This is a genomic window from Acaryochloris marina S15, from assembly GCF_018336915.1.
GTDB classification, from domain to species: domain Bacteria; phylum Cyanobacteriota; class Cyanobacteriia; order Thermosynechococcales; family Thermosynechococcaceae; genus Acaryochloris; species Acaryochloris marina_A.
In genome coordinates this window covers 318,379-343,750 of the sequence record NZ_CP064923.1, presented here as the reverse complement: position 1 = coordinate 343,750, position 25,372 = coordinate 318,379, and the positions used below count along the sequence as shown (strand labels likewise).

19 protein-coding genes are annotated in these 25,372 nt (G+C 48.0%); 7 read left to right on the top strand and 12 right to left on the bottom strand.

What is annotated here, in order from left to right:
- The first annotated feature begins 115 nt into the window (after window positions 1-115).
- Window positions 116-1,003: a 4-hydroxybenzoate solanesyltransferase gene (locus I1H34_RS02275; RefSeq protein WP_212664159.1), complete on the top strand. Its 888-nt coding sequence runs from the start codon at window positions 116-118 to the stop codon at window positions 1,001-1,003.
- Window positions 1,004-1,006: 3 nt separating this feature from the next.
- Here the strand turns inward: I1H34_RS02275 and I1H34_RS02270 are convergent, their stop codons facing one another.
- Entirely contained in the window at window positions 1,007-1,498 is a 492-nt protein-coding gene (locus I1H34_RS02270) for an anti-sigma factor family protein (protein WP_212664158.1), read from the bottom strand.
- Window positions 1,499-1,752: 254 nt separating this feature from the next.
- A complete protein-coding gene (locus I1H34_RS02265; RefSeq protein WP_212664157.1) occupies window positions 1,753-2,415 on the bottom strand; it encodes a sigma-70 family RNA polymerase sigma factor in 663 nt (220 codons plus the stop codon).
- A 160-nt stretch (window positions 2,416-2,575) separates the two neighbouring features.
- On the opposite strand from I1H34_RS02265, the gene I1H34_RS02260 reads away from it, so the two are divergent.
- From I1H34_RS02260 to I1H34_RS02245, 4 genes are all read left to right on the top strand, one after another.
- Window positions 2,576-3,403: a thiazole synthase gene (locus tag I1H34_RS02260; RefSeq protein ID WP_212664156.1), complete on the top strand. Its 828-nt coding sequence runs from the start codon at window positions 2,576-2,578 to the stop codon at window positions 3,401-3,403.
- A gap of 197 nt (window positions 3,404-3,600) precedes the next feature.
- Window positions 3,601-3,771 carry a photosystem II assembly protein Psb34 gene (gene psb34, locus I1H34_RS02255; protein WP_212664155.1) on the top strand — a complete coding sequence of 57 codons (171 nt, stop codon included), beginning with the start codon at window positions 3,601-3,603 and terminating at the stop codon, window positions 3,769-3,771.
- Between the two features lie 184 nt (window positions 3,772-3,955).
- Window positions 3,956-5,167 carry a hypothetical protein gene (locus I1H34_RS02250; RefSeq protein ID WP_212664154.1) on the top strand — a complete coding sequence of 404 codons (1,212 nt, stop codon included), beginning with the start codon at window positions 3,956-3,958 and terminating at the stop codon, window positions 5,165-5,167.
- Window positions 5,168-5,398: 231 nt separating this feature from the next.
- On the top strand, window positions 5,399-6,754 hold the full coding sequence (locus tag I1H34_RS02245; RefSeq protein ID WP_212664153.1) for an MATE family efflux transporter: 1,356 nt from the start codon (window positions 5,399-5,401) through the stop codon (window positions 6,752-6,754).
- A 48-nt stretch (window positions 6,755-6,802) separates the two neighbouring features.
- Here I1H34_RS02245 and I1H34_RS02240 read toward each other — a convergent pair whose 3' ends face one another.
- From I1H34_RS02240 to rpsT, 6 genes are all read right to left on the bottom strand, one after another.
- Complete coding sequence (locus I1H34_RS02240; RefSeq protein ID WP_212666101.1) at window positions 6,803-7,654, bottom strand: alpha/beta fold hydrolase; 852 nt, start codon at window positions 7,652-7,654, stop codon at window positions 6,803-6,805.
- Window positions 7,655-7,770: 116 nt separating this feature from the next.
- Entirely contained in the window at window positions 7,771-11,766 is a 3,996-nt protein-coding gene (locus tag I1H34_RS02235) for a DNA-directed RNA polymerase subunit beta' (RefSeq protein ID WP_212664152.1), read from the bottom strand.
- 16 nt (window positions 11,767-11,782) lie between these two features.
- Window positions 11,783-13,654 (bottom strand): DNA-directed RNA polymerase subunit gamma, encoded by a 1,872-nt coding sequence (locus I1H34_RS32685; RefSeq protein WP_212664151.1) that lies wholly within the window; start codon window positions 13,652-13,654, stop codon window positions 11,783-11,785.
- A gap of 93 nt (window positions 13,655-13,747) precedes the next feature.
- Window positions 13,748-17,047, bottom strand: coding sequence for a DNA-directed RNA polymerase subunit beta (gene rpoB, locus I1H34_RS02225; protein ID WP_212664150.1), 3,300 nt, complete (start codon window positions 17,045-17,047; stop codon window positions 13,748-13,750).
- A gap of 78 nt (window positions 17,048-17,125) precedes the next feature.
- Window positions 17,126-17,920 carry a TatD family hydrolase gene (locus tag I1H34_RS02220; RefSeq protein ID WP_212664149.1) on the bottom strand — a complete coding sequence of 265 codons (795 nt, stop codon included), beginning with the start codon at window positions 17,918-17,920 and terminating at the stop codon, window positions 17,126-17,128.
- Window positions 17,921-17,998: 78 nt separating this feature from the next.
- A complete protein-coding gene (gene rpsT / locus I1H34_RS02215; RefSeq protein WP_212664148.1) occupies window positions 17,999-18,283 on the bottom strand; it encodes a 30S ribosomal protein S20 in 285 nt (94 codons plus the stop codon).
- Between the two features lie 259 nt (window positions 18,284-18,542).
- Between rpsT and hisD the strand changes: the two genes are divergently transcribed.
- Window positions 18,543-19,865: a histidinol dehydrogenase gene (gene hisD, locus I1H34_RS02210; protein WP_212664147.1), complete on the top strand. Its 1,323-nt coding sequence runs from the start codon at window positions 18,543-18,545 to the stop codon at window positions 19,863-19,865.
- Window positions 19,866-19,868: 3 nt separating this feature from the next.
- Here hisD and I1H34_RS02205 read toward each other — a convergent pair whose 3' ends face one another.
- From I1H34_RS02205 to I1H34_RS02195, 3 genes are all read right to left on the bottom strand, one after another.
- Window positions 19,869-21,215: a GTPase family protein gene (locus tag I1H34_RS02205; protein WP_212664146.1), complete on the bottom strand. Its 1,347-nt coding sequence runs from the start codon at window positions 21,213-21,215 to the stop codon at window positions 19,869-19,871.
- Between the two features lie 89 nt (window positions 21,216-21,304).
- Window positions 21,305-21,604, bottom strand: a complete 300-nt coding sequence (locus tag I1H34_RS02200; protein ID WP_235111123.1) for a DUF2973 domain-containing protein — start codon at window positions 21,602-21,604, stop codon at window positions 21,305-21,307.
- A gap of 119 nt (window positions 21,605-21,723) precedes the next feature.
- A complete protein-coding gene (locus I1H34_RS02195; protein WP_212664144.1) occupies window positions 21,724-22,041 on the bottom strand; it encodes a DUF2605 domain-containing protein in 318 nt (105 codons plus the stop codon).
- 1,178 nt (window positions 22,042-23,219) lie between these two features.
- On the opposite strand from I1H34_RS02195, the gene I1H34_RS02190 reads away from it, so the two are divergent.
- Complete coding sequence (locus I1H34_RS02190) at window positions 23,220-23,534, top strand: Mo-dependent nitrogenase C-terminal domain-containing protein (protein WP_212664143.1); 315 nt, start codon at window positions 23,220-23,222, stop codon at window positions 23,532-23,534.
- Between the two features lie 48 nt (window positions 23,535-23,582).
- On the opposite strand, the gene I1H34_RS02185 is transcribed toward I1H34_RS02190, so the two are convergent.
- On the bottom strand, window positions 23,583-25,217 hold the full coding sequence (locus I1H34_RS02185; RefSeq protein WP_212664142.1) for a CPBP family intramembrane glutamic endopeptidase: 1,635 nt from the start codon (window positions 25,215-25,217) through the stop codon (window positions 23,583-23,585).
- Window positions 25,218-25,372: the final 155 nt, after the last annotated feature.

The following is a 25,372-nucleotide window of genomic DNA, read 5'->3' as shown; positions in this document are numbered from 1 at the left end:
TTGCGTAAGGCCTAGTCTCATCAAATTTGCTGATTCTGTCTCATCATTTCCATTTCTTGCTCCCATGCTTTGCAATCTTTGGCATGATTAGTAATGGAATTCACGATGAAACAGCATGGCCCGCCTTCAGTCCAAACCGTCTACTCCCACTTGGTTCGCAATTATCAAACTATTGCGATGGGATAAGCCCGAAGGCCGCTTAATTCTGATGATTCCGGCCTTATGGGCTATTGTCCTGGCGGCCCAAGGTAAACCCTCTTTAGGACTCGTTACTATCATTATTACCGGCAGCCTAGCGACTAGTGCTGCCGGTTGTGTTGTTAACGATTTATGGGATCGGAATATTGATCCCCAGGTTCAACGTACTCGGAAGCGGCCTTTAGCCGATCGGTCTTTGACTATTCAGGTGGGTTTAGCTGTTGCCTTTATTGCATTTGCCTGTGCTTTTGGACTATCTCGGTTCCTCAACCCCTTAAGTTTTGGGTTGTGTGTCGCTGCGGTTCCCGTGATCATTTGCTATCCATTAGCCAAACGAGTGTTTCCAGTCCCACAATTGGTTTTGGCGATTGCATGGGGCTTTTCAGTGCTGATCAGCTGGAGTGCCGCCGTTGGTAATCTCAGTATGGGAGCCTGGCTATTATGGGCCGCGACAGTACTGTGGACCTTGGGCTTTGACACCATCTATGCCATGCCTGACCGCCCCGATGATCGGCGGCTGGGCATTAATTCCAGTGCATTATTCTTTGGCAACTATGCTGAAGCAGCCATTGCCTTCTTTTTAGTGGGTACGGTCGTCTGCTTAGGCGTGCTTGGGTACAACCTCAATCTTCACTTTGGGTATTGGACATCCCTAGGACTCAGTACCTATCTCTGGTGGCGTCAAATTGACCGACTTAGACGCAAGAACTTAATTCCTAGCGCCTATGGTCAGCTTTTTCGCCAAAACGTCTGGATAGGATTACTCCTATTGGTTGGAATGATTACCGGATCTTTACTGCGCTAATAGCTACCGAGCATCTGTATCCGAGACGTTAATCGCCACTGGAATATCTACCGGAGATTGCTCAATGGCAATCAGTAAATCCGAAGGCTTCAAGTTGTCTGATGGCGAGTTAATGGCCACGGTGGAACTCTCTGGGCGATCAGGATTTTGAGCGGTTTGAGGGACCAAAGACCCGCCTCCAGAGAAGATACTCGAGATGGCCGCGACTGCCACAGCCGCTGCAGCCCCTACCGTTGCCCACAGGGCTAATTTTGGCTTGCGCTCTACTTGAGCAAACACCGCTTCTACCGTTTCTTCAACTGATGTAGAGGCAGGCACGGGGGTAGCCTGAAAGCCACGCTGGAGTTGCAGAAGTTGCTGATAGCACTGATTAAATTCAGGGTCCGTAGCTAACCAAGCTTCTACTTGCTTCCGCTCAGCAGCAGAGGCTTCGTCGTCCAGATAGGCACTCAGTAGCTCAAACCGATCAAATTCTATTGTTTTAATGTCATCCATAGCAGTATCTCACTTGCCCGATTGGGAGGTTTAGATGAAATAAATTAATGTCTCACCTTGATTTAGTACAGAAGGTGATCAGTACGGTCATCTACCTGAGACAAAAAGCTGATACCAGGTCGGTATCTCAAGCAAGCGTTTCATGAATGAAAGCCTAGTTTAAATCTAACGTATGTTTAGGGGACCAACAAAGAAGTGTTAAAGGTTTTACTTCTATATTCTTAGAATGATCAACTTTGATGAAGAATTTAACGTCAACCTTTAAGATAATTTTGCAATTGCCCTTGCAGCCGCAAACGAGCCCGAGCAATCCGAGATTTGACGGTTCCTAAGGAAACCCCCGTAATTTCAGCAATTTCTTCGTAGGCTAAGCCTTCAATTTCTCGCAAGACAATTGTGGTGCGAAACGCTTCTGGGAGTTCTGAGATCGCATCATTGAGTTGCCCGTAAAACTCATGGGTAGCTAAGCTTTCATTAGGACCGGGTTCCCCCGAAGCAATCTCCCAGGCAATATCACCATCTGCCATGGTCAGCCGCGCATCCAAAGACAGGGGACTACGGTGGCGCTTGCGCTTGCGAAGTTCGTCGTAGAACAAATTGGTGGTAATCCGACTCAACCATCCTCGGAACTTAGGGGGCTCTTTGAGGCGGCTGATATTTCGATAGACCCGGATCCACACTTCCTGGGCCAAATCAGCACGATCATCCCAATCGGGAGCGAGATGATAGAGCACCCGATCGACATGAGACTGATAGCGTCTAAGGAGTTCTGTAAAAGCAACACGATCGGGGCGCAACCCAGCTTGACAAAGTTGCACCAGCTCAGAGTTACCAAGTTTTGCTGCTGGTATTTGCACGTGAGGTTCTGAATCCTCAACCCTAACCCTTGACCAAGATACCTGAAGACTGGCTGTCATGAATGGAATTGACCATAATTACACCTGCCTCTTTTGACGCAGGAGATAAATGGGGGGTTCCCATGACCGCAAGTTGGTTTCTTATAATATGAGATACTTCACTAGCCTAGCGGCAGTTTCCCTTCATTGCTGAACTTTTCTTGGACTTTCATCCTCGGCTATGCAAACCATTGATTCTTCCTCCTCGGCTGCGGCGACTGAACCCCTACAAATTGGTCATCGACAGTTCCAGTCAAGGTTAATGACCGGCACGGGCAAATATGACGATTTTGAAATGATGCGGCAAAGTATTGCTGCCAGTGGCTGCGAGATTTTGACGGTTGCCGTCCGTCGGGTGCAAACCAATGCCCCTGGGCATCAAGGCTTAGCCGAAGCCGTGGATTGGCATAAGGTATGGATGCTTCCCAATACCGCTGGGTGTCAAACGGCAGAGGAGGCTATCCGGGTCGCCCGACTAGGACGAGAAATGGCCAAGCTGTTGGGGCAAGAAGACAATAACTTTATCAAGCTAGAGGTGATCCCAGACTCTAAGTATTTGCTACCCGATCCCATTGGCACCTTGGAGGCTGCTGAGCAACTGGTCAAAGAAGGGTTCGCGGTCCTTCCCTATATTAATGCCGATCCCTTGTTAGCCAAGCGCTTAGAAGAAGTCGGCTGTGCTACCGTCATGCCTTTGGGATCTCCCATTGGATCGGGGCAAGGGATCAACAATGCCGCCAATATTCAGATCATTATTGAGAATTCAACCGTGCCCGTTGTGGTAGACGCCGGGCTTGGTTCCCCCAGCGAAGCAGCCCAAGCCATGGAGATGGGGGCTGATGCGGTGCTGATCAATACTGCAATTGCAAAAGCTCAAGATCCAGTGATGATGGCCACTGCCATGGGAATGGCCACCCAAGCTGGGCGATTGGCCTATCAGTCTGGACGTATTCCGATCAAAGCTTATGCTAGTGCCAGTTCTCCTTTGATGGGGCGAGTCTCTAGCTAAGGTACGAGTCTATTAGTGGCTAGTCCACTAAGAATATCTAAAGTCCCCTCTCACATCGTGGAATTGCTCCGGGGATCATACAGCTCTTGTTACAGTCAATTTCGTGTTCAGAACGAATGAAAATGCTGTCACCATAAACATTTGGTGTTAGAGGCGGTCTGTTATAATTCGTGAAACTTAATGAATTTTCTTTAACTATGCCCTACACCACTGAAGATCGAGGTCTCGTCAATAATTTCGCTGTCGAGCCCAAATCCTACGCAGCCGAGCCTGCATCCGATCAGAAGAAAACCATGAATATGGCGTTGACCGTCGGTGGTGTTCTACTAGTAGTCGGTCTTTGCGCTTTTGCTGCCACCTTGTCTTAGGCACAGCTTAAGTCCAACAAACTAGAATCCTTTTTTCTTCGGCTCTGGGTATAGCTCATTCATTCGTTATTCGTTACTTGAATGCGGCACTTGGCATCCCGGTTTGATGATAGATTAGGGCTGAGCAGCGGTAGCCTGCTTACGTTTTGAGAACCAGCCCAGTTCTGTCTTTTGTTCTAAACCTATGTCAGCAGAGCAACCCACCCCCTCGGCATCAGAAGCAGATATCAAGGAACCCAAAGCTAACCTTGAAACACCCAACGCTCCTGATTCTGATAAATCCCCGACCATTGATGTTCCTGCTAAGGCAGAGTCAACCGCTACAGTTCCTGACTCGTCTGCAAAAGCGGAGCCCATTGATCCCGCCTCAGATTCACCTAAAGCGGCTCCAAAGCCTCCCCTACAGACTGAAGAGAAGAAAGAACCTGAATCAGCCTCTTCTACGCCGGATCAGGCTGAAAAGCCTAATGCTGAAAAGCCTAATGACGTAAAACCCAAATCAGCAAGACCTAAATCTGGGAAAGGGCCAAAATCTACACCTAAAAAAGGGCCTAAGTCTAAAGCTGACTCTGCTCAGAATTCAACAATCGGCGATTCCAAGATTGAAGTTGTTTTAACCCAATTAGTAGGGGGGGTGGGTAAAGTCCTAGGCTCAATCCTCTCTACCATCGGCAATCAGGTAAAGAAGGCATCCTTTTACAGCAAGGTAGAACCCGTTGTTAAAGCCATTAGTTGGCTATGGAATAATGTCATTGTTCTCATTGGCAATGTGGTGATTAAGCCAATCTGGGGCTTGGGACTGAAGATTCTGCGAGGTCGCTTTCCAGAAGGTTTAAAGTCATTCTCTGATCGGTTTTTAACCATTGTTATTCTCAGCTTCGCAACCTTAATCTACTGGTTATTTTCCTCCCTGATCCTGCCTAGTCAACCAGCAGTTCAGCAACAGCCCGCCCCGGTCGCTAAATCTCCGGCAACCGCCCCCGTTGCTCAACCCACTCCTGTCTCGCCACCCTCGACACCTGTCGTTGAGGCTCCAGCAGAAGAGCCACTGCCTCCACCAGAGCCAGAGCGGAAGCAGATTATCGAGGTGCAGTCTCAGGTCGCCCAAGTTTTTGATCAGTATTCTCAGGATATTGTCCAGTCCGTTCAAGCCAATTTCCAGGCTGAGCGGCTAGTGATTAAGGTAAGCGATCGCTGGTTTGACTTGTCCCGATCTGAACAAAATCAATTGGGAACGGACGCTCTTGAACGAAGCCGTAAACTGGACTTTCCCAAGCTAGAAATTCGGGACCAGACCGACCAGCTCCTAGCGCGAGAGCCCGTGGTTGGGTCAAACATTATCGTGCTGCAGCGACGTACAGCTCCACCGGAGCTAGCAACAGATAGCCCTGCTTAAAAGTAATCCTTTCATACCTATATATTGATTAGCGCACCTATTAATGATTAGCGCACCTATTAATTAATAGGTGCGAAGTCTTGATGCAGTAGATATTGGTTGCATTCCCCGTGCAGTTAGTGGGCAAAATGCTTTAAGATTTGTAAAGAAATACAACGGTGTTGAGTAAGATTTAACCCACAACTAGGCATCGTTGGCTCTAAATGCCCCACCCTACTCCCCCTAAAAACCGTGAGACAGCGATTAACGGAAGGTAATGTTAGTGCCCAATTGATCAAACTTACCTTACCGCTGGTGTGGGGAATTTTTGCGATTGTTGCCTTCAATTTGGCAGACACCTATTTTGTCGGTCAGCTCGGCACGCAAGAACTAGCAGCCATGAGTTTTACCTTTCCGGTGGTCAGTACCTTTGGTAGCTTAGCCATGGGATTAGGGACGGGTGCTGCTTCAATCATTGCCCGAGCGATTGGTGAAGGGGATCAAACCAGAGTAAAGCGCTTTACCACCAATAGTTTGACCCTAGCTCTGGCTATTGTTGGGGTCTTTATCGTGGTGGGACTATTAACGATTGATCCACTCTTCACAGCCCTGGGAGCAACGGCAGATGTTCTCCCTTTAGTTCGGGACTACATGCAGATCTGGTATCTAGGCATGATTTTCTTGGTGGTACCGATGGTGGGGAACAGTGCAATCCGTGCAGCCGGGAATACTGCAACTCCCAGCGTTATTATGACCGTCGCAGCTGGAATTAATATTGCCCTAGATCCGCTGTTTATATTGGGTCTAGGGGGATTACCGCGTTTAGAATTACAGGGCGCAGCCATAGCAACGGTGATTGCACGAGCCCTTACTTTTGCTGCCTCCCTGATCGTTCTGCACTTTAAAGAACACCTGCTCTGCTTCCAACGCCCTAAGCTGTCCGAGATGCTGAGATGTTGGCTGGATATCCTCCGCATTGGTCTCCCGGCGGCGATGACCAGCATGATTACGCCGATTTCTGTGGGGATGATCACGAGTCTCCTCGCCTTCTACGGTGACGAAGCTGTAGCAGCCTTTGGGGTGGCATCGCGAGTGGAGTCCTTCGCCTTAATCACGCTATTTGCCTTGGCAGCCAGCATGGGCCCCTTTGTCGGCCAAAACTGGGGGGCAAAAGCTTACGCTCGGGTGGAGCGATCTCTCAAGATCAGCTTTCAATTTTGTTTGTTTTGGGGCATGTTGATGGCTGTGTTACTCGCAGCGACTGGCAGACAATTGGTCAGCTCGTTTAATGGCAATCCTGAGGTGGTTGCGATCGCAGCTCTATATCTCCTCATCGTACCTATTACCTACGCTCCAGCAGGGATTATCCAAGTTTCTAGCGCCACGTTTAATGCGTTGGGCAAACCCATCCCCTCCGTTGTGATGACAGCCATCAGAATGTTTGTCCTTTATATTCCTTTGGCCTATTTTGGGTCTCACTTTTTTGGTATTCAAGGCATTTTTGTAGCAACGGGATTGTCTAACCTTCTAACCGGGGTTGGAGCCTATCTTTGGAATCAAAGAACATGCAATCTTCGACAGACCGTACCTCTAGAGTCTGCATTATGATTCCAATTCTCATGTTTAAAGGCTCAGCAGCAACCCAATACGCTGCATTTATTGCATAAAATTTGAAACCAATTCCAGCAATATCTTTGGTGCATCAGCTCGAATCGAATGACCAGAGTTGGGCACGATTTCTAATCTGGCATTTGGAATCGCCTGAGCAATCTCTCTCGAAAATTGGGGTGGACAAATCCAATCTTTTTCAGCCCCGATAACCAGCGTTGGCACACTGATTTGAGGCAGTGCCGCTCGAATATCATAGGTTCTTAAGAATCCACCAAAGGCTTGGTTGATCGCCTCAGGATTAAAAATTACTCGACGCCAAGCATCCATCGATTTGTCTAGATCGAACGTTAAAGAATAGAGAGGGCCTAAAAGCTGAAAATACTCTTGCAACTGCTGTTCAGATGCGAACTGGCCATCCCACAGCAATTGAGCAATGACTTGCTGTTCGGGTGTTCCTTCCCTGGCAAGCTTCGCTTGGGCTAAGGTTAAAAATCGAGAATCCGCAGCCGTGACCACGGGAATTAACTGAGAAACATGGTTGGGGTAGCGGCTGGCATAGGTAAGTGCGACCATTCCCCCATAGGAAAACCCAAGTAAACCTATACGCTCTAGCCCCAAATACTGGCGTAGAGCCTCCATATCTTCAACATTGTTATCCAGGGTATAGGTCTCAGAATTACCTCGTGCTGAGCGACCATGACCCCGATGATCAAAATAGACGAGTTGAGCGATTTCACTCAATGGCGATAAGACGGGGCGGCAGGTCGTATGGTCTACCCCTGGTCCACCATGGATGACGAAAAATACGGGTTTTTGCTGGATGTGAGAGGTTGCGATCGCAAGTTCACAGCCTTCAACATCAAAGTAAAGTTCAGTATCCCGAATTCTAGCCCGCATGGTGACGACCTCATGCTTTTTCAACTCCCAGAAGATAGGCACAAAAGTTGGGTACCTAAAATCTAAAAGCCAACCTCAAAAAGCAGGGACTCGATTTGAGCCCCTACTTTCACCGATTACTGATTCCCTTCCAGATTGGCATTCAGCTTCTCAGCCACTTGATCGTCAATCAGGGTATCATCCCCTACTGCCGCAGGATCAATACCTAGCATGGACCGTTGTTGCTCACCAGGCTTGTTGGGATCATAAGCAGGCCGCTCGCCGCCAGAGAAAGGTTTGACATCATTGATGTTGTAATTCCGAGCGGTGCGATCGTCAATCACATCGTCAGAATCCGTAAAAGGCATTCCTTCAAATGAGGGATCAGGTTCTCCTAAACCACCATCATCATAGGAATTAAAGCCTGTACCCGCAGGAATGAGGCGTCCAATGATCACATTCTCTTTCAAGCCTCGCAGCCAATCAGATTTACCCTGAATCGCAGCTTCCGTCAGAACTCGAGTCGTCTCTTGGAAACTAGCAGCCGAAATAAAGCTATCGGTATTCAAGGATGCCTTGGTAATCCCCAATAACACGGGCGTATATTCCGCCGGGGCTCCACCCGTAATCGACATAGCCGCATTCACCTGTTCCACTTGGTACAGATCAATTAGCTCTCCTGGCAGCATCGTGGTATCACCCCCATCGTCAATTCGGACCTTAGAACTCATCTGCCGAACCACTACTTCGATATGCTTATCTGAAATATCAATCCCTTGAGACTGATACACCGACTGCACACCATTCACGAGAAACTTCTGGACTTTCTGCAAGCTAAGCAATGCAGATTCATAAACCCCCTTCGTCTCCCGGTGGAACCGGAAATAAATTTCCAGAATGTCATGGGGGTTCAGCGGACCATCTGTAACCGCTTCGCCCGCCTCGACTGTCTGACCGTCTAGGACAATGGGGTTTTGTCCAGGTCCGATAGGATAATCGGTAATCGTCCCATCCTGTTCAACAATTTTGACTTCAATACTGTCATCATCGTTGTAAATAACTTGGCAAGTTCCAGAGCGTTGTGCGAGAGTGCACATCTCCTTGGGTTTACGGGCTTCTAGCAACTCTTCAATTCGAGGTAGGCCCTGAATAATATCTCCCGTCTTGGTGCGCTCAAACACCAGCAGTGCTAAGTTGTCGCCCCGTTGGACCAGATCCTGGTCATCAATTTGTAAGACCGCTCCTGGAGAAACCAAGTAAGGACGGGCAATGCGCAAAGTAACCTTGCCATCTTCAACTTTCATGACTTGGCAAGACTCTTCAACTGTCACGCCAGCAGCTACTTCATCTCCTGCCCTGAGGAGTTCTCCCTCAGAGGCAGAAGTCGTTTTCCCTGAAGTCTCAATCGTGATGAGATCATCATTCGTCATCAGCAGAATTCGGCGAGTTGCCTCATTCCCACTCCGGATACCTCGAATCTTACCGCCTTGCTTAGCCTTGATCTCGGTACGAGCCACCACAGCCCCCGGATCAATTTGCTGTCCTTCTTCAACTAACAGCCGTGTTTTGGTACTTCCTTGGGTTTGATCCGCAGAAACATCCCGGCGAATGACTAAAGTTTCTAAAATCACCAGCTGTAGACGAGAGATTTCCTCATCCTTGTCATCTGACAAAATTTCAATATCAGCAGCAATTTGCGGCGCATCGGTATCAATTTCCAGTACCAATTGAGTCCGCAGTAAATCAACTCCTTCAACTGACTTCACCCGCTCGCCATCTTTATAAGGAAGACGCTGCACTGCCTTTAGACAAATTGAGCGCCCAGCCTCATTAATCGATTCTTGAGACGGAACAGCAGGTTTATCCGGTACAGGAAACTCAGTAACGGGCCGGAGGAGAACCGCATCCCCTTCTGGGGTCGTGACACATTCGATGTATCGCAGTTCATCTGTCCCTAATCCAGGTAAAAGTTCTTCTCCTGGATTTAATAGGGTCTGATCCTTACTCTTGACTGCTTCTGGGTCATCGACTAAATGCAGATCCCCAGGTTTGACCAACACCTCTCGTAAGATGTCGTTTTTCTGGGTAACTTCGACCACTCCATTACTTTGACAAAAGATATCTTTGACCACTTCTGTGCCAGCTTCAACATATTGGCCATCTTCGACCAACAGTAAAGAAATATCTTTATTAACCTCATGGGATTCTTCCGCAATCCAGAGCAACGTTCCACCCTGGGTCACTTCGAACCCTTGCTTCGCCTTACCTTTTTTAGTAACTTCAACGCCAGCATATTTGAGGATGCCACCAGTTTTGGTGCGGTAGTGATCATCGATGAGTTCAGCAACCACTTGACCATTGATGACCTTAGTCCCTGGAGCCGCTTTCAGCAGAAAACGCTGCTTCTTCTGGGCTTCAATTACATACTGGTCTCGGCCTTGCAGACTCTCCAGACAGACTTTAGCTTGGTCCAGCAAAACAGAAGCCGTAATAATTTCAACTTCTCGGCCCCCTTTGCCTTCTTCCTGTACCGGAAGACGAACGACACCTCCATGCTCAGTGACAAGCTTGGTCTCTGCTAAAACATCTTCACCGTTGATGTAGTCTTCGTTTTTAACGATAGGCTCAGCACCAGGCGGCAAGTTATAGACTTCACCAGAAAGAACCCAAATCAAGCCACCACGAGGAGCAATGCGCGTCGTATTACCTTGTCGATCATGCTTTTCTTCAGGGACGAGATTCGAAAATTGCACCTCTCCAGCCAGATCAGAGGCCACGTCCTTCGTCGCTTTTTCGGTGGTTTTGCGAACATTTCGTCCAGCCGCCGCCACTTCTGCTAACATCTGCCCCACTTTCACAGCTTGGCCATCTTTGACTAAAAGCGTTGAGTTTTGGGTAATTTCAAAGGTTTCGTTTTTCCCTTCCCCTTCTAAGGTCAAACTGGTGCTCACTTCAGCGGTCAGGGCATCTTCCCCATGACGAGTTCTGAAGGGACGGCTCCGCATCTTTTTGGGGAACTTGATTTTGCCGTTGAAAGGTGCCCGGATTTGGCGAGCCACTTCACCGGTAAACACTCCACCTGTGTGAAAGGTCCGCATGGTGAGCTGTGTTCCTGGTTCACCAATAGATTGGGCTGCAATAATACCAACCGCTTCCCCAGTATCTACGAGGTGAGCATGGGCCAGGCTCCAGCCATAACAATGCTGACAAACGGAGCGAGCTGCTTCACAAGTTAGGGGAGAGCGAACAATAACTTCTTCCACTCCAGCCTTAGCAATCTCTTTCGCAATGGATTCTGAAACAGCCTCATTCTTGGGCAGAACCACTTCTCCCGTTTCGGGGTGAACGACTTCTTCCAGAACAACACGCCCTAACAATCGATTGGCTAAGGGAATCAAAACGCGATCGCCATCGGTCATACTACGGACCGGAATTCCGCGTTTGGTCCCACAATCTAGCTCTCGGATGATCACATCTTGGGAAACATCCACCAAACGACGGGTCAAATACCCCGAGTCAGCTGTTCTCAGAGCGGTGTCCACCAGTCCTTTACGAGCACCGTAAGAAGAAATAATATATTCCGTAACCGTTAAGCCTTCACGGAAGTTAGTCTTAATCGGTAAGTCGATGATCTCTCCTTGCGGATCTGCCATCAAACCCCGCATACCCACCAATTGGCGGACCTGGGATAGGTTACCCCTTGCCCCTGAGAACGCCATCATGTAGACCGAGTTCAGGGGGTTATTGGAGCGAAAGTTGCGAACCACCTCATCTTTGAGTTCTTCACTCGTGCCGTTCCAGGTATCAATTACCTTCTGAAACCGCTCAACTTCAGTAATTTCACCACGAGTGTAACGATCCTCTGTTACTCGAATTTCTTCTTCAGCGGTTTCTAAGAGTTGGCGTTTACGGGGAGGGACTTGAAGGTCATCGACACTAATGGAGACCCCGGCCTTAGTGGCGTATTTAAATCCTAAATCCTTCAAATGATCCGCCATCTCGGCGGTGCGGGCGGTTCCATAATGGGTAAAAGCCCAATGCACTAGCGACTTTAGCTGCCCTTTGTTGACGATTTTATTACAAAAGGCTGGTGGAGTCGCCTCGCGAGGGGAATGGGTTGAACGCTCTGCCATAATCTGCTTCTCCAACTTAGCTAGCCAATGAATCTTGGATGGTTTTGTTGTAAATCATTCGACCAGGGGTCGTGCGAATATATTGCGAAATCAAGTTCCCGTCTGCATCCTTACGAATTCGGCGAGAGGGGTAAGTTTGGATAACCGTCCCGTCAGCAGAGGTTTCTACTTCAGGTTCAACGTCATCCTCTCCGTCATCGACAGAACCATCAAATCGAACCCAAACGTACGCATGCAAGTCAATTTGCTGCTGCTCATAGGCCATAATGGCGTCGTCCAAATGGGCGAAATACTTACCCGCCCCGTTTTGCCGATCCGGATTCTCTGCGGTCAGGTAGTAAGCACCCAACACCATGTCCTGACTAGGGGTAACAATGGGACGTCCTGTTGCTGGAGACAGAATATTATTCGATGCCAACATTAGAAGACGGGCTTCCGACTGGGCTTCAATCGAGAGGGGAACGTGAACAGCCATTTGGTCCCCATCAAAGTCAGCGTTAAAGGCCGGACAGACCAGAGGATGGAGCTGAATTGCTCGACCATCCACCAGGATGGGTTCAAAAGCTTGAATTCCTAATCGGTGAAGGGTCGGTGCCCGGTTTAGCATCACCGGATGCCCCTCGATGACTTCTTCCAATACATCCCAAATGACGGGATCATTCCGTTGGATCAAACGCTTAGCAGCCTTGATATTGTTCACCAAGCCTTGGCCGATCAAGCGATGGATAACAAAAGGCTGAAAGAGTTCAATCGCCATCTCTTTCGGCAATCCGCACTGGTGCATTTTCAGCTTGGGACCCACCACAATGACAGAACGACCGGAATAGTCAACCCGCTTACCCAGTAAGTTCTGGCGGAAACGGCCTTGCTTTCCTTCAATGATGTCAGAGAGAGATTTCAGGGGACGATTATTGGCTCCTACCACGGTGCGGCCCCGACGGCCATTGTCGATCAAGGCATCAACCGCCTCTTGCAACATCCGTTTTTCATTACGGACAATAATCTCTGGGGCTAAAATCTCTTGCAATCGAGCCAGTCGATTATTCCGGTTAATCACCCGACGGTACAAGTCATTGAGGTCAGAGGTAGCAAACCGTCCACCATCCAATTGCACCATCGGTCTCAAATCCGGTGGAATAACAGGAATGACGCTCAGAACCATCCAGTCTGTTTGGGAGCCCGTTCCGACAAAGTTGTCGATCACTCGCAAACGCTTAATGAGCTTTGCTCTTTTCTGGCCCTTAGCAGTGCCAATGGTTTCTCTTAAAGTCTCCGCTTCTGTTTCTAGCTGGATATCTTGCAATAACCGTTGAACAGCCTCAGCACCAATTCCTACCTCAATTCCTTCCAGTTGGGAATCTTCGCTGTAGATTTGATCTTCAATTTCGATCCACTGATCTTCTGTTAATAGTTGCTTATAAGAAAGCGTATCGGCATTGCCTGGATCCAAAACCACATAGGCATTGAAATAAACAATCTGTTCAACATCCCGCAGGGGCATGTCTAACAGGGTGGCCATATAGCTAGGAATGCCTTTCAAGTACCAAACATGGGTCACAGGAGCAGCTAATTTGATATAGCCCATGCGATGACGACGGACTCGCGATTCTGTAACCTCTACACCACAGCGCTCACATACAATGCCTCGGTGCCGCACTCGCTTATATTTGCCACAGTGACATTCCCAATCCTTGGCGGGGCCGAAGATTCGCTCACAGAACAAACCATCCATCTCCGGTTTTAAGGTCCGGTAGTTGATGGTTTCTGGTTTGGTGACTTCACCCACCACTTGGTTATTGGGTAAGGTGCGCTCCCCCCACTGCCGGATCCGTTCCGGAGAGGCTAGCCCAATTTTGACGTAGTCAAATCGTTGTTCGAGCTTTGGCATCGCGATTAGCTTCCTCTGTTTCCTTGCTAAATATGCTTCGAGATTAATTAGGTTGAAGGAGTCATCCGTTCAACACCTTTGTCCAGGAGACAATTAACTTTCCCCTTCTTCCATATCAATGCGGGAGAATGACTCATAGGTTGGACGAGAAGGGGTACGTTTGTGGCCAACATCAGCCATCAAATCAACTTCCATATCTCGACTGCCGCCATCATCTTCTGTTTCAATTTTGTGAACAGCAATATCCAAACACAGGGATTGCAGCTCTCGCATCAACACCTTGAAGGACTCAGGCGTACCTGGCCGAGGAATGGCTTGACCTTTCACAATGGCATTCAGGGCTTCATTACGCCCTTGCATATCGTCGGACTTTACAGTGAGGAGTTCTTGCAAGGTGTAGGCTGCCCCAAAGGCTTCCAATGCCCACACTTCCATTTCTCCAAATCGCTGTCCACCCTGCTGAGCTTTACCACCCAATGGCTGTTGAGTCACCAAGGAGTAAGGACCAGTGGACCGAGCGTGAATCTTATCATCCACCAAGTGAACCAGCTTCAACATATAGGCTTTACCCACCGTGACTGGCTGGTCAAAGGGTTCCCCAGTTCGCCCATCAAATATCTGGAGTTTACCTGGCTTTTCAGGGTCATATAGCCAATCTTTGCCTGTCTTCTGTTGGGCTTCCTCTAACTTTCCGTGCACCGTACTACGGGAAGCTTCCTCTCCATGCATTTCATCAAAAGGGGTGAGCTTGAATCGGGTATTCAGATTTTGCCCCGCCCAACCGAGGAGGCACTCAAAAACCTGCCCCACATTCATCCGGGAGGGTACACCTAAAGGATTCAAAACCAGATCGACTGGGGTACCGTCTGCGAGGTAAGGCATATCTTCAATCGGCAAGATACGGGAGATGATCCCTTTATTGCCGTGACGCCCCGCCATCTTGTCACCCACCTGTAGCTTGCGTTTTTGGGCAACATAAACCCGAACCACCATATTGGCACCCGGAGGAAGTTCGTCTCCTTGCTCCCGGGTAAACACCCGCACATCGACTACCCGGCCTTTTTCACCATTGGGGACTCTCAAGGAGTTGTCTCGCACATCTCTAGCTTTTTCGCCGAAGATGGCCCGCAGTAATTTTTCTTCTGGGGGCTGATCAGACTCTCCCTTAGGAGTGACTTTACCCACCAAAATATCGCCTGCTACTACCCAAGCACCGATGCGAATGATGCCATTCTCATCCAGCTGACGCAGAGAATCTTCACCCACGTTAGGAATCTCTCGGGTAATTTCTTCTGGGCCTAATTTGGTTTGTCGAGCTTCAATTTCAAATTTCTCAATGTGAATCGAGGTATACACATCATCTCGAACCAACCGCTCACTGACTAGTATGGCGTCTTCGTAGTTATAACCTTCCCAAGGCATATAGACTACAAGAATATTTTGGCCCAGAGCCAGCTCTCCACCTTCCGTTGCCGAGCCATCGGCAATGATTTGACCTTCCCGAACCTGATCGCCCACAAATACGATAGGGCGTTGGTTTAAGCAGGTATCTTGGTTAGAGCGTTGATATTTTTGGATTAGGTACTCATGTTCATCGCCTTCATTGTCCCGAATGCGAATGGAATCTGCTGAGACATAGGTGACTTCCCCATCGGTACGGTTGATAATCACCATCCCAGAGTCGCGAGCTGCCTGAGCTTCTAACCCTGTTCCCACTAAGGGGCGCTCCGGTTGTAACAAAGGAACCGCTTGTCGTTGCATGTTCGATCCCATCAAAGCCCGGTTCGCATCATCATGCTCCAGGAATGGGATCAAAGAGGTAGCCACAGAAATGATCTGAACTGGCGATACAGCCACATAGTCCACTTCTTCAGGAGATGTGGTGGTGAAGTCCTGACGATAACGCACAGGCACAATCTCACCTTGGATATATCCTTCTGCATCCATGGGAATATCCCCTGGTGCAACCCGCAGATCATCTTCTTCATCGGCGGTCATATATTGCGGAGACTTTTCTTTGAGAACCCGCCCATGCTCAACCTGGTAGAAGGGGGTTTCAATAAATCCATAGGGATTCACTCGAGCATGAGTCGCCAAAGAACCAATCAGACCCGCGTTAGGACCTTCTGGAGTTTCAATGGGGCAAATCCGACCATAGTGACTAGGGTGAATATCACGAACCGCAAAGCCTGCACGTTCCCGAGTTAAACCACCTGGGCCAAGGGCACTAAGACGGCGTTTGTGGGTTAGCTCTGCTAGAGGGTTGGTCTGGTCCATGAACTGAGACAATTGGCTGGACCCAAAGAACTCTTTAATCGCAGCGACCAAAGGTTTCGGATTGACTAAAGAAGCAGGGGTCAAAGATTCCACATCAGAGACCGTCATCCGCTCTTTGATAATGCGCTCTAGGCGGTTGAGACCGACTCGAACTTGGTTTTGCAACAGTTCGCCCACAGAGCGGACCCGACGATTGCCCAAGTGGTCGATGTCATCCACAGAACCGATATCAAATTCCAAATTGATTAAATAATCAATGGCGGCCAAGATATCATCTGGCGTCAGTACCCGTGTCGGCTCAGGGGTATTCAGACGAAGTTTCTTATTTAATTTGTAGCGACCGACTCGACCTAAGTCGTACCGTTTAGGGTCAAAGAACCGAGACTCTAGCAGCTGGGTACCTCCACTGACCGTAGGAGGTTCACCGGGGCGCAGTTTGCGGTAGAGCTCTAAGAGGGCTTCTTCTTCACCGAATTGGCCTTCTTTATCGATGGTCTTTTGATAATATTCGGGGTGACGGAGGCGGTCAAAAATTTCACCGTCGCTGAGTCCTAAAGCTTTTAATAAAACTTGAGCCGATAGCTTACGGGTTTTATCAATTCGGACCCAGACTAGGCTGTTTTTATCGGTCTCAAATTTTAACCATGCACCTCGGTTAGGAATCAGGCTAGCATTGTATGTTCGGCGGCCATTCTTATCGGTTTCAGACTTGTAGTAAACCCCAGGACTCCGAACGATCTGGTTAACAATAACCCGCTCAGCACCATTAATAATAAAGGTGCCCCGCTCTGTCATTAGGGGCAGGTCACCAATAAAGACCTCTTGTTCTTTAATTTCACCCGTTTCTTTGTTGATTAAACGAGTAGGGACATACATCTGCACACCGTAGGTGCTATCCCGGCGTTTGGCTTCATCAACATCATATTTCGGGCGTTTGAGCTTGTAGTTTTTGGCTAAAAAGTGGAGCTCTATTTTGCCGGTATAGTCCGATATGGGGGAGAAACTTTCTAGTTCCTCGATCAATCCTTCTCTCAAAAATGAACGAAAACTTTCCCGCTGAATTTCAACTAAGTCAGGTAAAGTGAAGGCAGGTTGAGTGTAGATCGAGTTAGTCATACAGCTCCTCTAAGAATCACGCCCAGCGCGAATAGAATCAACAATTTTAAGTTACGTTTGTATCGAAAATCAATCTTCTTAAGATTGAACGGGTAAGGACAACTGAAACAATTGGCAGGCATTTTGAGTGGTTATAGCTGCTAATTCCTCTAAAGAAACGCCTCGCAAATCCGCTACCTTTTGGGCTACATATCTCACGTTTGCAGGCTCGTTGCGACGTTCACCCCGCACAGGGACAGGAGCCAGAAAAGGACAATCGGTCTCCACGAGAATGCGATCGCAAGGCACAAGACGGGCTGACTCATGGACTTGGGCCGCATTTTTAAAAGTGACGATACCGCTGAAACTGACATAGAATCCCAGCTCTAGAAACTGTTGCGTCTCTTCTGGGGTGCCACTCCAACAATGCATAACGCCACTCACTGGCCCGTGCATTTCCCAGAATTTGTCGAGCAGCTGCACCATCGCCGATGCCGCTTCTCGACAATGAATAATCACAGGGAGCTGCAGTTGTTGAGCAATCTGAAGATGGGCCCAAAAGACCTGCTCTTGCCGATCACAGTTGTCGGCTTTGAAAAAATCTAAACCAGTTTCACCGATAGCCACTACTTTAGAGTCAGATGCCGCCATCGACCGCATCTGAACCTCTGCTTCTGCAGTCCATTTATCAACATCCAAAGGATGGACACCCACTGCATAGTAGAGTTCAGAAAATCGCTGGGACAGGCTTTGGATTTGTTCAAATTCAGATGGCTCAACGCAGGAATGGACTAACCTCACAATGTGATGATCACGCCAACGCCGAGCAATCTGGTCGAGATCAGGCTGAAAAACATCAAAGTTCAAATGAACATGAGTGTCTATGAGTTGCATGAAGAAGCAATGTCCAAAGCGGTGGAGAAGGAATCTAGATTGAATTTATCTAGATTTCAGAAATAACAGTGCCCAACCTCAAGTCGCTGCTTTAAGGATCCGAGCTAAACCTGCTTTCTTCCGAGCGCCTGTGTTTCGATGAAAGACTCCCACCTTAACAGCTTTATCAATTTTGCTGTAGGTTACGGACATCTCTTTCTGTATCGCAGCAAGCTGATCGTCAGAGGGACTACTTTTATAGTCGTCCACTGCTGATTGAAACCGCTTAGTAAAAGTTTTAATCGCTGATTTGTAAGCTTTGTTTTGCAAACGATTCCGTTCAGCGATCAGGATTCGTTTTTTTGCAGATTTGATATTGGCCACGTTTAATTGCTCAGCAGACTTCCAAGATGGACCGATGAATTACCCAAAGGGATATTGTAGCACCAATTGTTAATCGGCCCTTTATAAATTTTCGAGTTAAGCTGAGGGCAGGAGTGAAGCATGCCGTTAGCCAACTCCTAGGGCGACTTCAACCCGATTGTATGGGCAACAAATCTTCCCCCGCCTCCTCAGTAAATGCGTTACATTTGCAGGGAATGGCATCTTTTCTCTGGCGGTTGCAGATAGGCATTTCAGAGTCATGCTCCGAACCATTACCCAGCAAGCGGAGACACTTACAGAACTGCGACGGATTTGCGATCGCACTCAGGATAACTCTCTTCTTCACAAAGAATCGACCGTTCGAGAAATACTGGCATCGGTCCAACGCCAAGGTGACTTAGCCCTGGTTCAATATACAACTGAGTTCGACCAACACCCCCTAAGCTTAGAACAGCTCAAAGTGAGTGGCGCTGAACTAGATGCTGCTTATCAGCAGATTTCTCAGGATATGTTGACCGCCATTCGGTCTTGTTATCAGCGAGTTGAAGCCTTTCACCTACGGCAACGTCGTCAGAGCCAAGTTCACTTTGGCGATTATCAAGAGGTGGTGGGTAAACGTTATACCCCCGTCGATCGGGTAGGCCTCTATATTCGAAGGACCCAAAAAGTTTCTCCTAGCCAAGTCTTAATGAATGCGATTCCTGCAGTGGTCGCCGGCGTACCAGAAATTGTCATGGTGACCCCACCTGGCCCTGAACTACAGATACATCCTGCCGTATTAGTCGCGGCTCAAGAAGCCGGCGTCGAAGCGATTTATCGCGTGGGGGGAGCTCAAGCGATTGCAGCCTTGGCCTATGGAACTGCAACCATTCCTGCTGTAGATGTCATTGCCGGTAGTGGCAATATCTATGTCACCCTAGCTAAAAAATTAGTCTATGGCTCCGTCGGCATTGATGCCTTAACTGGCCCCTCAGAACTGGTCATTCTTGCGGATCACACCGCCAATCCCTCGTATATTGCCGCTGACTTATTGGCTCAAGCCGAATCCGACCCCCTAGCAGCAGCCATCTTAATGACATCGGATACCACCCTGGCCACCAAGGTCGTCTTGGAAGTGAATCAGGAATTGTCCAGCTACGGGATATTGACGGAAAAAGCGATGGCCCATTATGGCCTAGTCGTGATTGTGGACGACTTACAAAACGCCACTGCCCTAGTCAATACCATGGCACCGGCTCAAGTCTCCCTAGCCATTCATGATCCTTGGAGCTTGGTGGAACATATTCGCCATGCTGGCTCCATTCTCATGGGTTCTCACACCGTCCCCTCAGTGGGTCAGATCATCGCAGGTGCCAACCCCAATCTGCCGACAGAAGGGACAGCCCGTTTTAGTTCTGGTCCTGGAGTTGAGACTTTTATGAAGCAAACTCATTTAATCCAGTATTCTGCACAAGCCTTATCCCACTCTGCTCAGCAATTAGATACCCTCGTTCAGCTAGAAGGGGGAGCAGCACAATCCCTATCCCTTCGAATCCAATCCACAAAACCTGAATCAGGGGTTATCAATGATCTAGACGGATGAGGGTCATTCTGTCGGAGGAGATTTAGGGGCTGCCGACCAGACCCCTCCCTTAAAGCGAGTTTTGGCTTCTTGAAACGATTGCTGCATCGTCTGCTGGATTTTCTCAGGATCAGGCGTTTTACCCCCCAGTAGATCACCAAAATAGACACACGCCCCTTCTCCCAAAGCCCAGGTATAAGCAGCGGCCCAAGTCGCAGCGACCACACTACCAAAGCCCGGCACAAACTTGACGAGTTCCCGGCCTACGACTTGAGCAATAAAGCCACCGGCGATCGCACTAATTACACCACCGGCCTGGGAAAGGCTGAGGGATTGGCCATATAACCGACCTAGGAGACTCACTAATGTGACTTGAAGGGCCGTTAAGGCCGGCATGGTTGCAAACGGTAGAGGGACTGCCGCTAAGGTCGCTGCCATTGCGGAAAAGGTTGTCAAGTATCGTCGGCTAGTTTCCCGATAAAGGGAGCCAATTTCAGTTCCTATACCCGCATCATCCAGGAGTTGGTGAAGGAGTCTCGATTCTGCCTCCGGAAGTAGCTCCGCCAATTGGTCTACAAAGGTATCCAAACCATAGAACAGGGGGGTAAACCCGTCTTCTTCTAGGGTGAAGTCAATCAAGACGCTGCGATCGCAGATCCCTTCGAACTGAGTTTGGATGGCAGTAAACGCCCGCAATACTTCTGCATCAGCAGGGGGATAAACAGGATGATTCTCTATCTGAGATGTATAGAGGTCATGCACACAAGTGATCGCTAGCAAGCAGGGAACTTCAGGATGTTGCTCCCGAAGGTGTGAAATCACATTTTGCAAAAAATCCGTCGCAAAGTCATTCAGCTTAACGGTGAGAATGATGACCTTTGCTGACGGTGTATTGGCAGTCAGACGATGGGGAGGGGTGAGGAGCTGCGATAGCTCCGTCATTGGATCGGGGGTATCTTGCTGGGCTTCTCCCAATCCCATCGTGTCGGTGAAATAGAGAAGCGGTAAATCTTCAGTAGGATACGCATACTGCTGGGTGTGAGCCGTATGGGGACGAAACCCTTGGCCAATAATATCTTGAGTTGCCCCGGTTAGACTCCGAATAATGGAGCTTTTTCCAGACTGGGGTTTACCAATCAAAATGACTTCTGTGGTCGGCAAGGTTGCTTTGACCCGCTCTAAAATGGCCGCAACCTCTTGCTCATCGATCTGGAAGTAACGCTTTAAGGATTGGCTACCTTGCCGGATCGGTTGCAATAAATGTCGAGCAGTTTTGAAGAATCTCTTGGCTTGTACTGAAGGTTGCCAAAACTTCAGAGGGTTCGACTTAGGGGAATAGGAGGGCTCTGGCGGTGTAGGATTTTCCACCATTGAACATCGATGGTTACAAAGAAATAGTAATAAACGGCCGTCACCCAAAAATAGTCATCATGGGCAAGCCGGAAGTAGGGCTCGGCAGTCTAAACGTCTTCTTTAGAGCCCGGAGATTGGTTATAAAGAGCATCTAACTGCTCGCGGGCGTCCTCCACGCTCATGGAACGCATGACCAGTAGCGGCTCATCAATCACATTTCCAGATTCATCCAACAGCTCTGGGTGAGGAACAAGTTGAGGCGTGTCCTCCGAATAAGCAGGGGGAGGAAGGGGCAAGTGGTAGTCGCGCTGGGATAAAAAGCCCACCGAATATACATTACGGATTAAGTTGCCTACTGCCAATACCGCTAACACGATAAAGGCAATCATATATAGAATCTGAAGCATCATCCATAGCCCTCCCAAGCCAAGATTATTTCAGGGATCACCTGTAGCCTGACATTTTGTGCAAGCTGAAATTATCTTTAATATTGATCTAGTCTCCTTTGAAATTTAAACCATTTTGCTCATTTTGACTGCCCTAGACGAAGCTGGATCATGATCTGCCAACACTCAGACACCAGATCGTGCCAGGCTTCCAGCAAATTTATCTCAATCCCAATTTGTCCATATGTTGCTTTGAATAGACTGCGAGCAGCAATCACTTCTGACAAGGTTTGGTGAACTCGTCCTAGTAAATCAGATTGCTGTTGAGTATCTAGAAAATCAATTTCTTCGAACTCTAATAGGGAGCGAGAGCGGCTGAGCCAATAGTGATAGTCCCCCAATAATGGCCCTAAACGGACCGAGAACAGATCTGGTTCAGGCAAGTATGGATTTATCATCGAACTATATTTTTTATTGATTAAAAATAAATATTTGATTCTTTTTAAAACATATTACCAATGTTTTTTAACTTTATTTAATCTTTTCTCAATCGAAGACTCTCTCCAGACCGTCATTTTCTGACCGACCAAATAACATCCTAGTCAGAAGCAACCATGAAAACCTCACTCCTTCAAGAGGAGTGGAAGAATTAGTCCCGTTTTACTACATTTTGAATGGGGACTGTCACTAGGATGAAAGCATGAAGTTAAGTTCTTGATTATTTCCTAATGTTTATGCTGTTTTTTGATCAATACTCAAGTTATGTAGCAGACAGATAGCGAGCAAGTCCGTTATCTATAGCCCAATAGACTCACATTCTTTAGGCCTATTCTCTATACACCTGATCAATTCCATTAGCATTTGCAGGCCTAACATATACGGCTAAGCAATAGCTCTCTCAACTGGGTCCACATTGGCTACAGTTCGAGCTATACCCTCTTCCAAGACAGCCCGTTAAGGCTAGTCATATTCACGCCTCTTTTATAAAAAAAGAGAAGGTTCAATCAGCAAAAAAATAATCTGAAGCTGAGCCCTAGCTCAAAATTGTACAGATACATCCCTTGGATGGGTTCTATATTGAAGTGACTCGATCTGCGGGCCTACAAAAATCTACTAAAAGACTGGCATAACATCCCAACAATATTGCGATATATCCAATAGAACAAAGCACTCACTGACCCATCACAATCGGTGATTCATTTATGTGGTCTCCTTATTTTTCTCCATCTGTACGTAATTAAGTATGAAGCTCTAGAACCAAGGTTCCATAAATATACGGAGGCTTCAAAGCTATCTGCGAACATCTACGCAATTCATGGCAAAAAAATACTGTTTATTTCCTTGAAAGTTCCGTGATTATCCTCAAGGATTTTCGAGGCAAGTTGAACATAATAACAGTATCGAAAGAGTCCAACCGCTAATTCCCCAAGCAGTTCGTATCCATCTTTTACCACTACTGCCCAGAGCAAGGAGTCCGTTCTGATGTTAGAAGCTATCATTACTCAAATTTTAAGCATCTGGGTTATTTTTTGCGCCTTCGGCTGCTATTTCACTATTGAAGCTCAAAACAACAACTATTAAGTCTTTTATTTCACCCGTCCTAGACATATCTATCTTATTAAAATCGGATAAAACGATGCAATCCTCCGCCCTGAATGCTCCACCTAGCCCTTCACCGATTAATCCCATTCAAGCTATCTGCAAGAAGGTCGTCCGTTGGTATTTTTCTACCTTAGACCTTAAAAATCCTCAAGTCGCCCATAGAATTTGTCACCTGATTCCTGCTCAATGTCCCTTTGAACGAGATGTCGTTTTTTTTGGGCATCAATTGTTTCATATTCCCCCGATGTGTAAGCTAAACCCTGCCTACGATGAGTTTGTTGAACTGCGGTTTCGGGCTTTAGTATTTTTGGCAGACGAATGTGGTGAAGATGTCACTCAATACTGCTAATAGATCACTGCTAATAGCAAGTGCTGACTAGTGGACAGTCGCAAAGCTTTAACGAGCACTACTGCCTAGAATCAGTAAACTCAAGAACGAACCACTATTCCATAAGCTGTGCAGTAACATCGAAGCCAGCAAGTTCCGAGACCGAGAATATACAAACCCCAAAACACAGCCCAATACAGACAGCGGCAGGATATCAGCCAAGTTGAGATGGGCGATCGCAAATACAATCCCACTTACGCCAATTGCCCCCCACATGGGAAGATATCGGGTCAAAGACGTTAGGAAAAACCCGCGAAATAGAATCTCTTCAAAGAAAGGAGCCAGTCCTGCCACCATGATGAATAGGAGACTGGCAGTCAAGGGATCATGACTTTGGATAATCAGCTCTAACAAGGGGTTTCCACCACCTTGATCACCTAATACTTTTTGATTCAACAGGGCAATTAAAATTACGAGGGGTAGGGCAGCAAAATAGCCGCTCATTCCCCAGACCAGCCAATTTCCCTGCCAACGAATCCTAAACCATTTGAAAGGAGTTGAGAGAAACCCTTTCAAAGACCAGATCAAGATAGTCAGACCCACCACCACGAGAATGGCATAGTTGGAAAAGGCTAAATACACTTGGGGGCGAGCACCCAAAGCCGTGGGTTGAATACCTAACACATAGATCAGTAAAGGAATCGATAAGCTAACGCCAAAGAAGGCGATAAACCATAGCACCATTACTTGCCAGATCAGATCGGGAGGCCACAGGACTGAATTAGCCAGACTAGTTTGAGCTAAGTAGGCTTTTGATTCATCGATGGCTGGGGTATCAGAGGTGGGTTCACCCTCTGCATCAGCAGGTGGCGTTTGAAAATCCTGTAAGGGATGTGGGGAGGGAGGCGCACTAGAATTCCCGGCTCGCTGCCGCCAAGAACGGACGAGCCAAACCAGCAAAATAATCACCCCTACACCGTTCCCCACCAATGTGAGGCCGTTGATGGTTACGACCCGAGCAAGTGCATTGCTGGCAGTGACCTGCTGGTCAATCTGTAAAGTGGTGAGATCGTCTTGACGTTGGGATAGGGTAAACAGGCGTTCTAATGCTTGGCCTTCAAACCAACCTGATAGCTGAGATTTAAGAGATTGTTGAGCATTGGGTAAGAGTTGAGGGGGATCACTCCATAGGCCGATTAGAATGGAGGCTGCGGCGGACTCATTACTCACTAAAGTTGGGGAAGTGGCCAGGGGAGACCAGGTTGCGATCGCATCTTCCACCTGATCCGACTGAGCCAGCAGTAAGCCAATTCTGAGATCCAAGTTATCCCTGAACTGACTGCGATTTTGCTGTTGAGCCAGAGTTGCAGGGTCATCCGAGGCATTCGCCATCGTTTGTTCTATTCGCTCCAAGTCCGTTTGAACCGACGTGCGGACTTGGCGGTAGGTTTTCAGGGCAGAGGTAACGGGATCAGCGTCTAGCAGAGGATTAGAGAGGGATTTAGTCTGATCTTCTTCCAGCACAGGCTGCCATTCTGAGGCTTGCAACAACAAATCACTTTGATAGAGATTGAGCTGACTTTGGGCTTTAGGCTGACTCCAGCTGCTAATCAGTTCCACGCTAATTAGAAAGGTCACAATCGCAGTCAAAATAATTAAGACTAAGCGATAGCGTTGCTGCTGGATTTTTTGATCGTTTGCCATATTTAAGTCTTTGCCCTCGCCAGTCTGGATATGGAGTCTCTGCAATCGACAGCTTTATTATCCTAATCTTTGTTGTCTCTTTGATCTGTACCACCGATAAAGAACCCTAATTGAGGATTCACTAACCAACAACCCTCACCACAGGTTAAAATCTT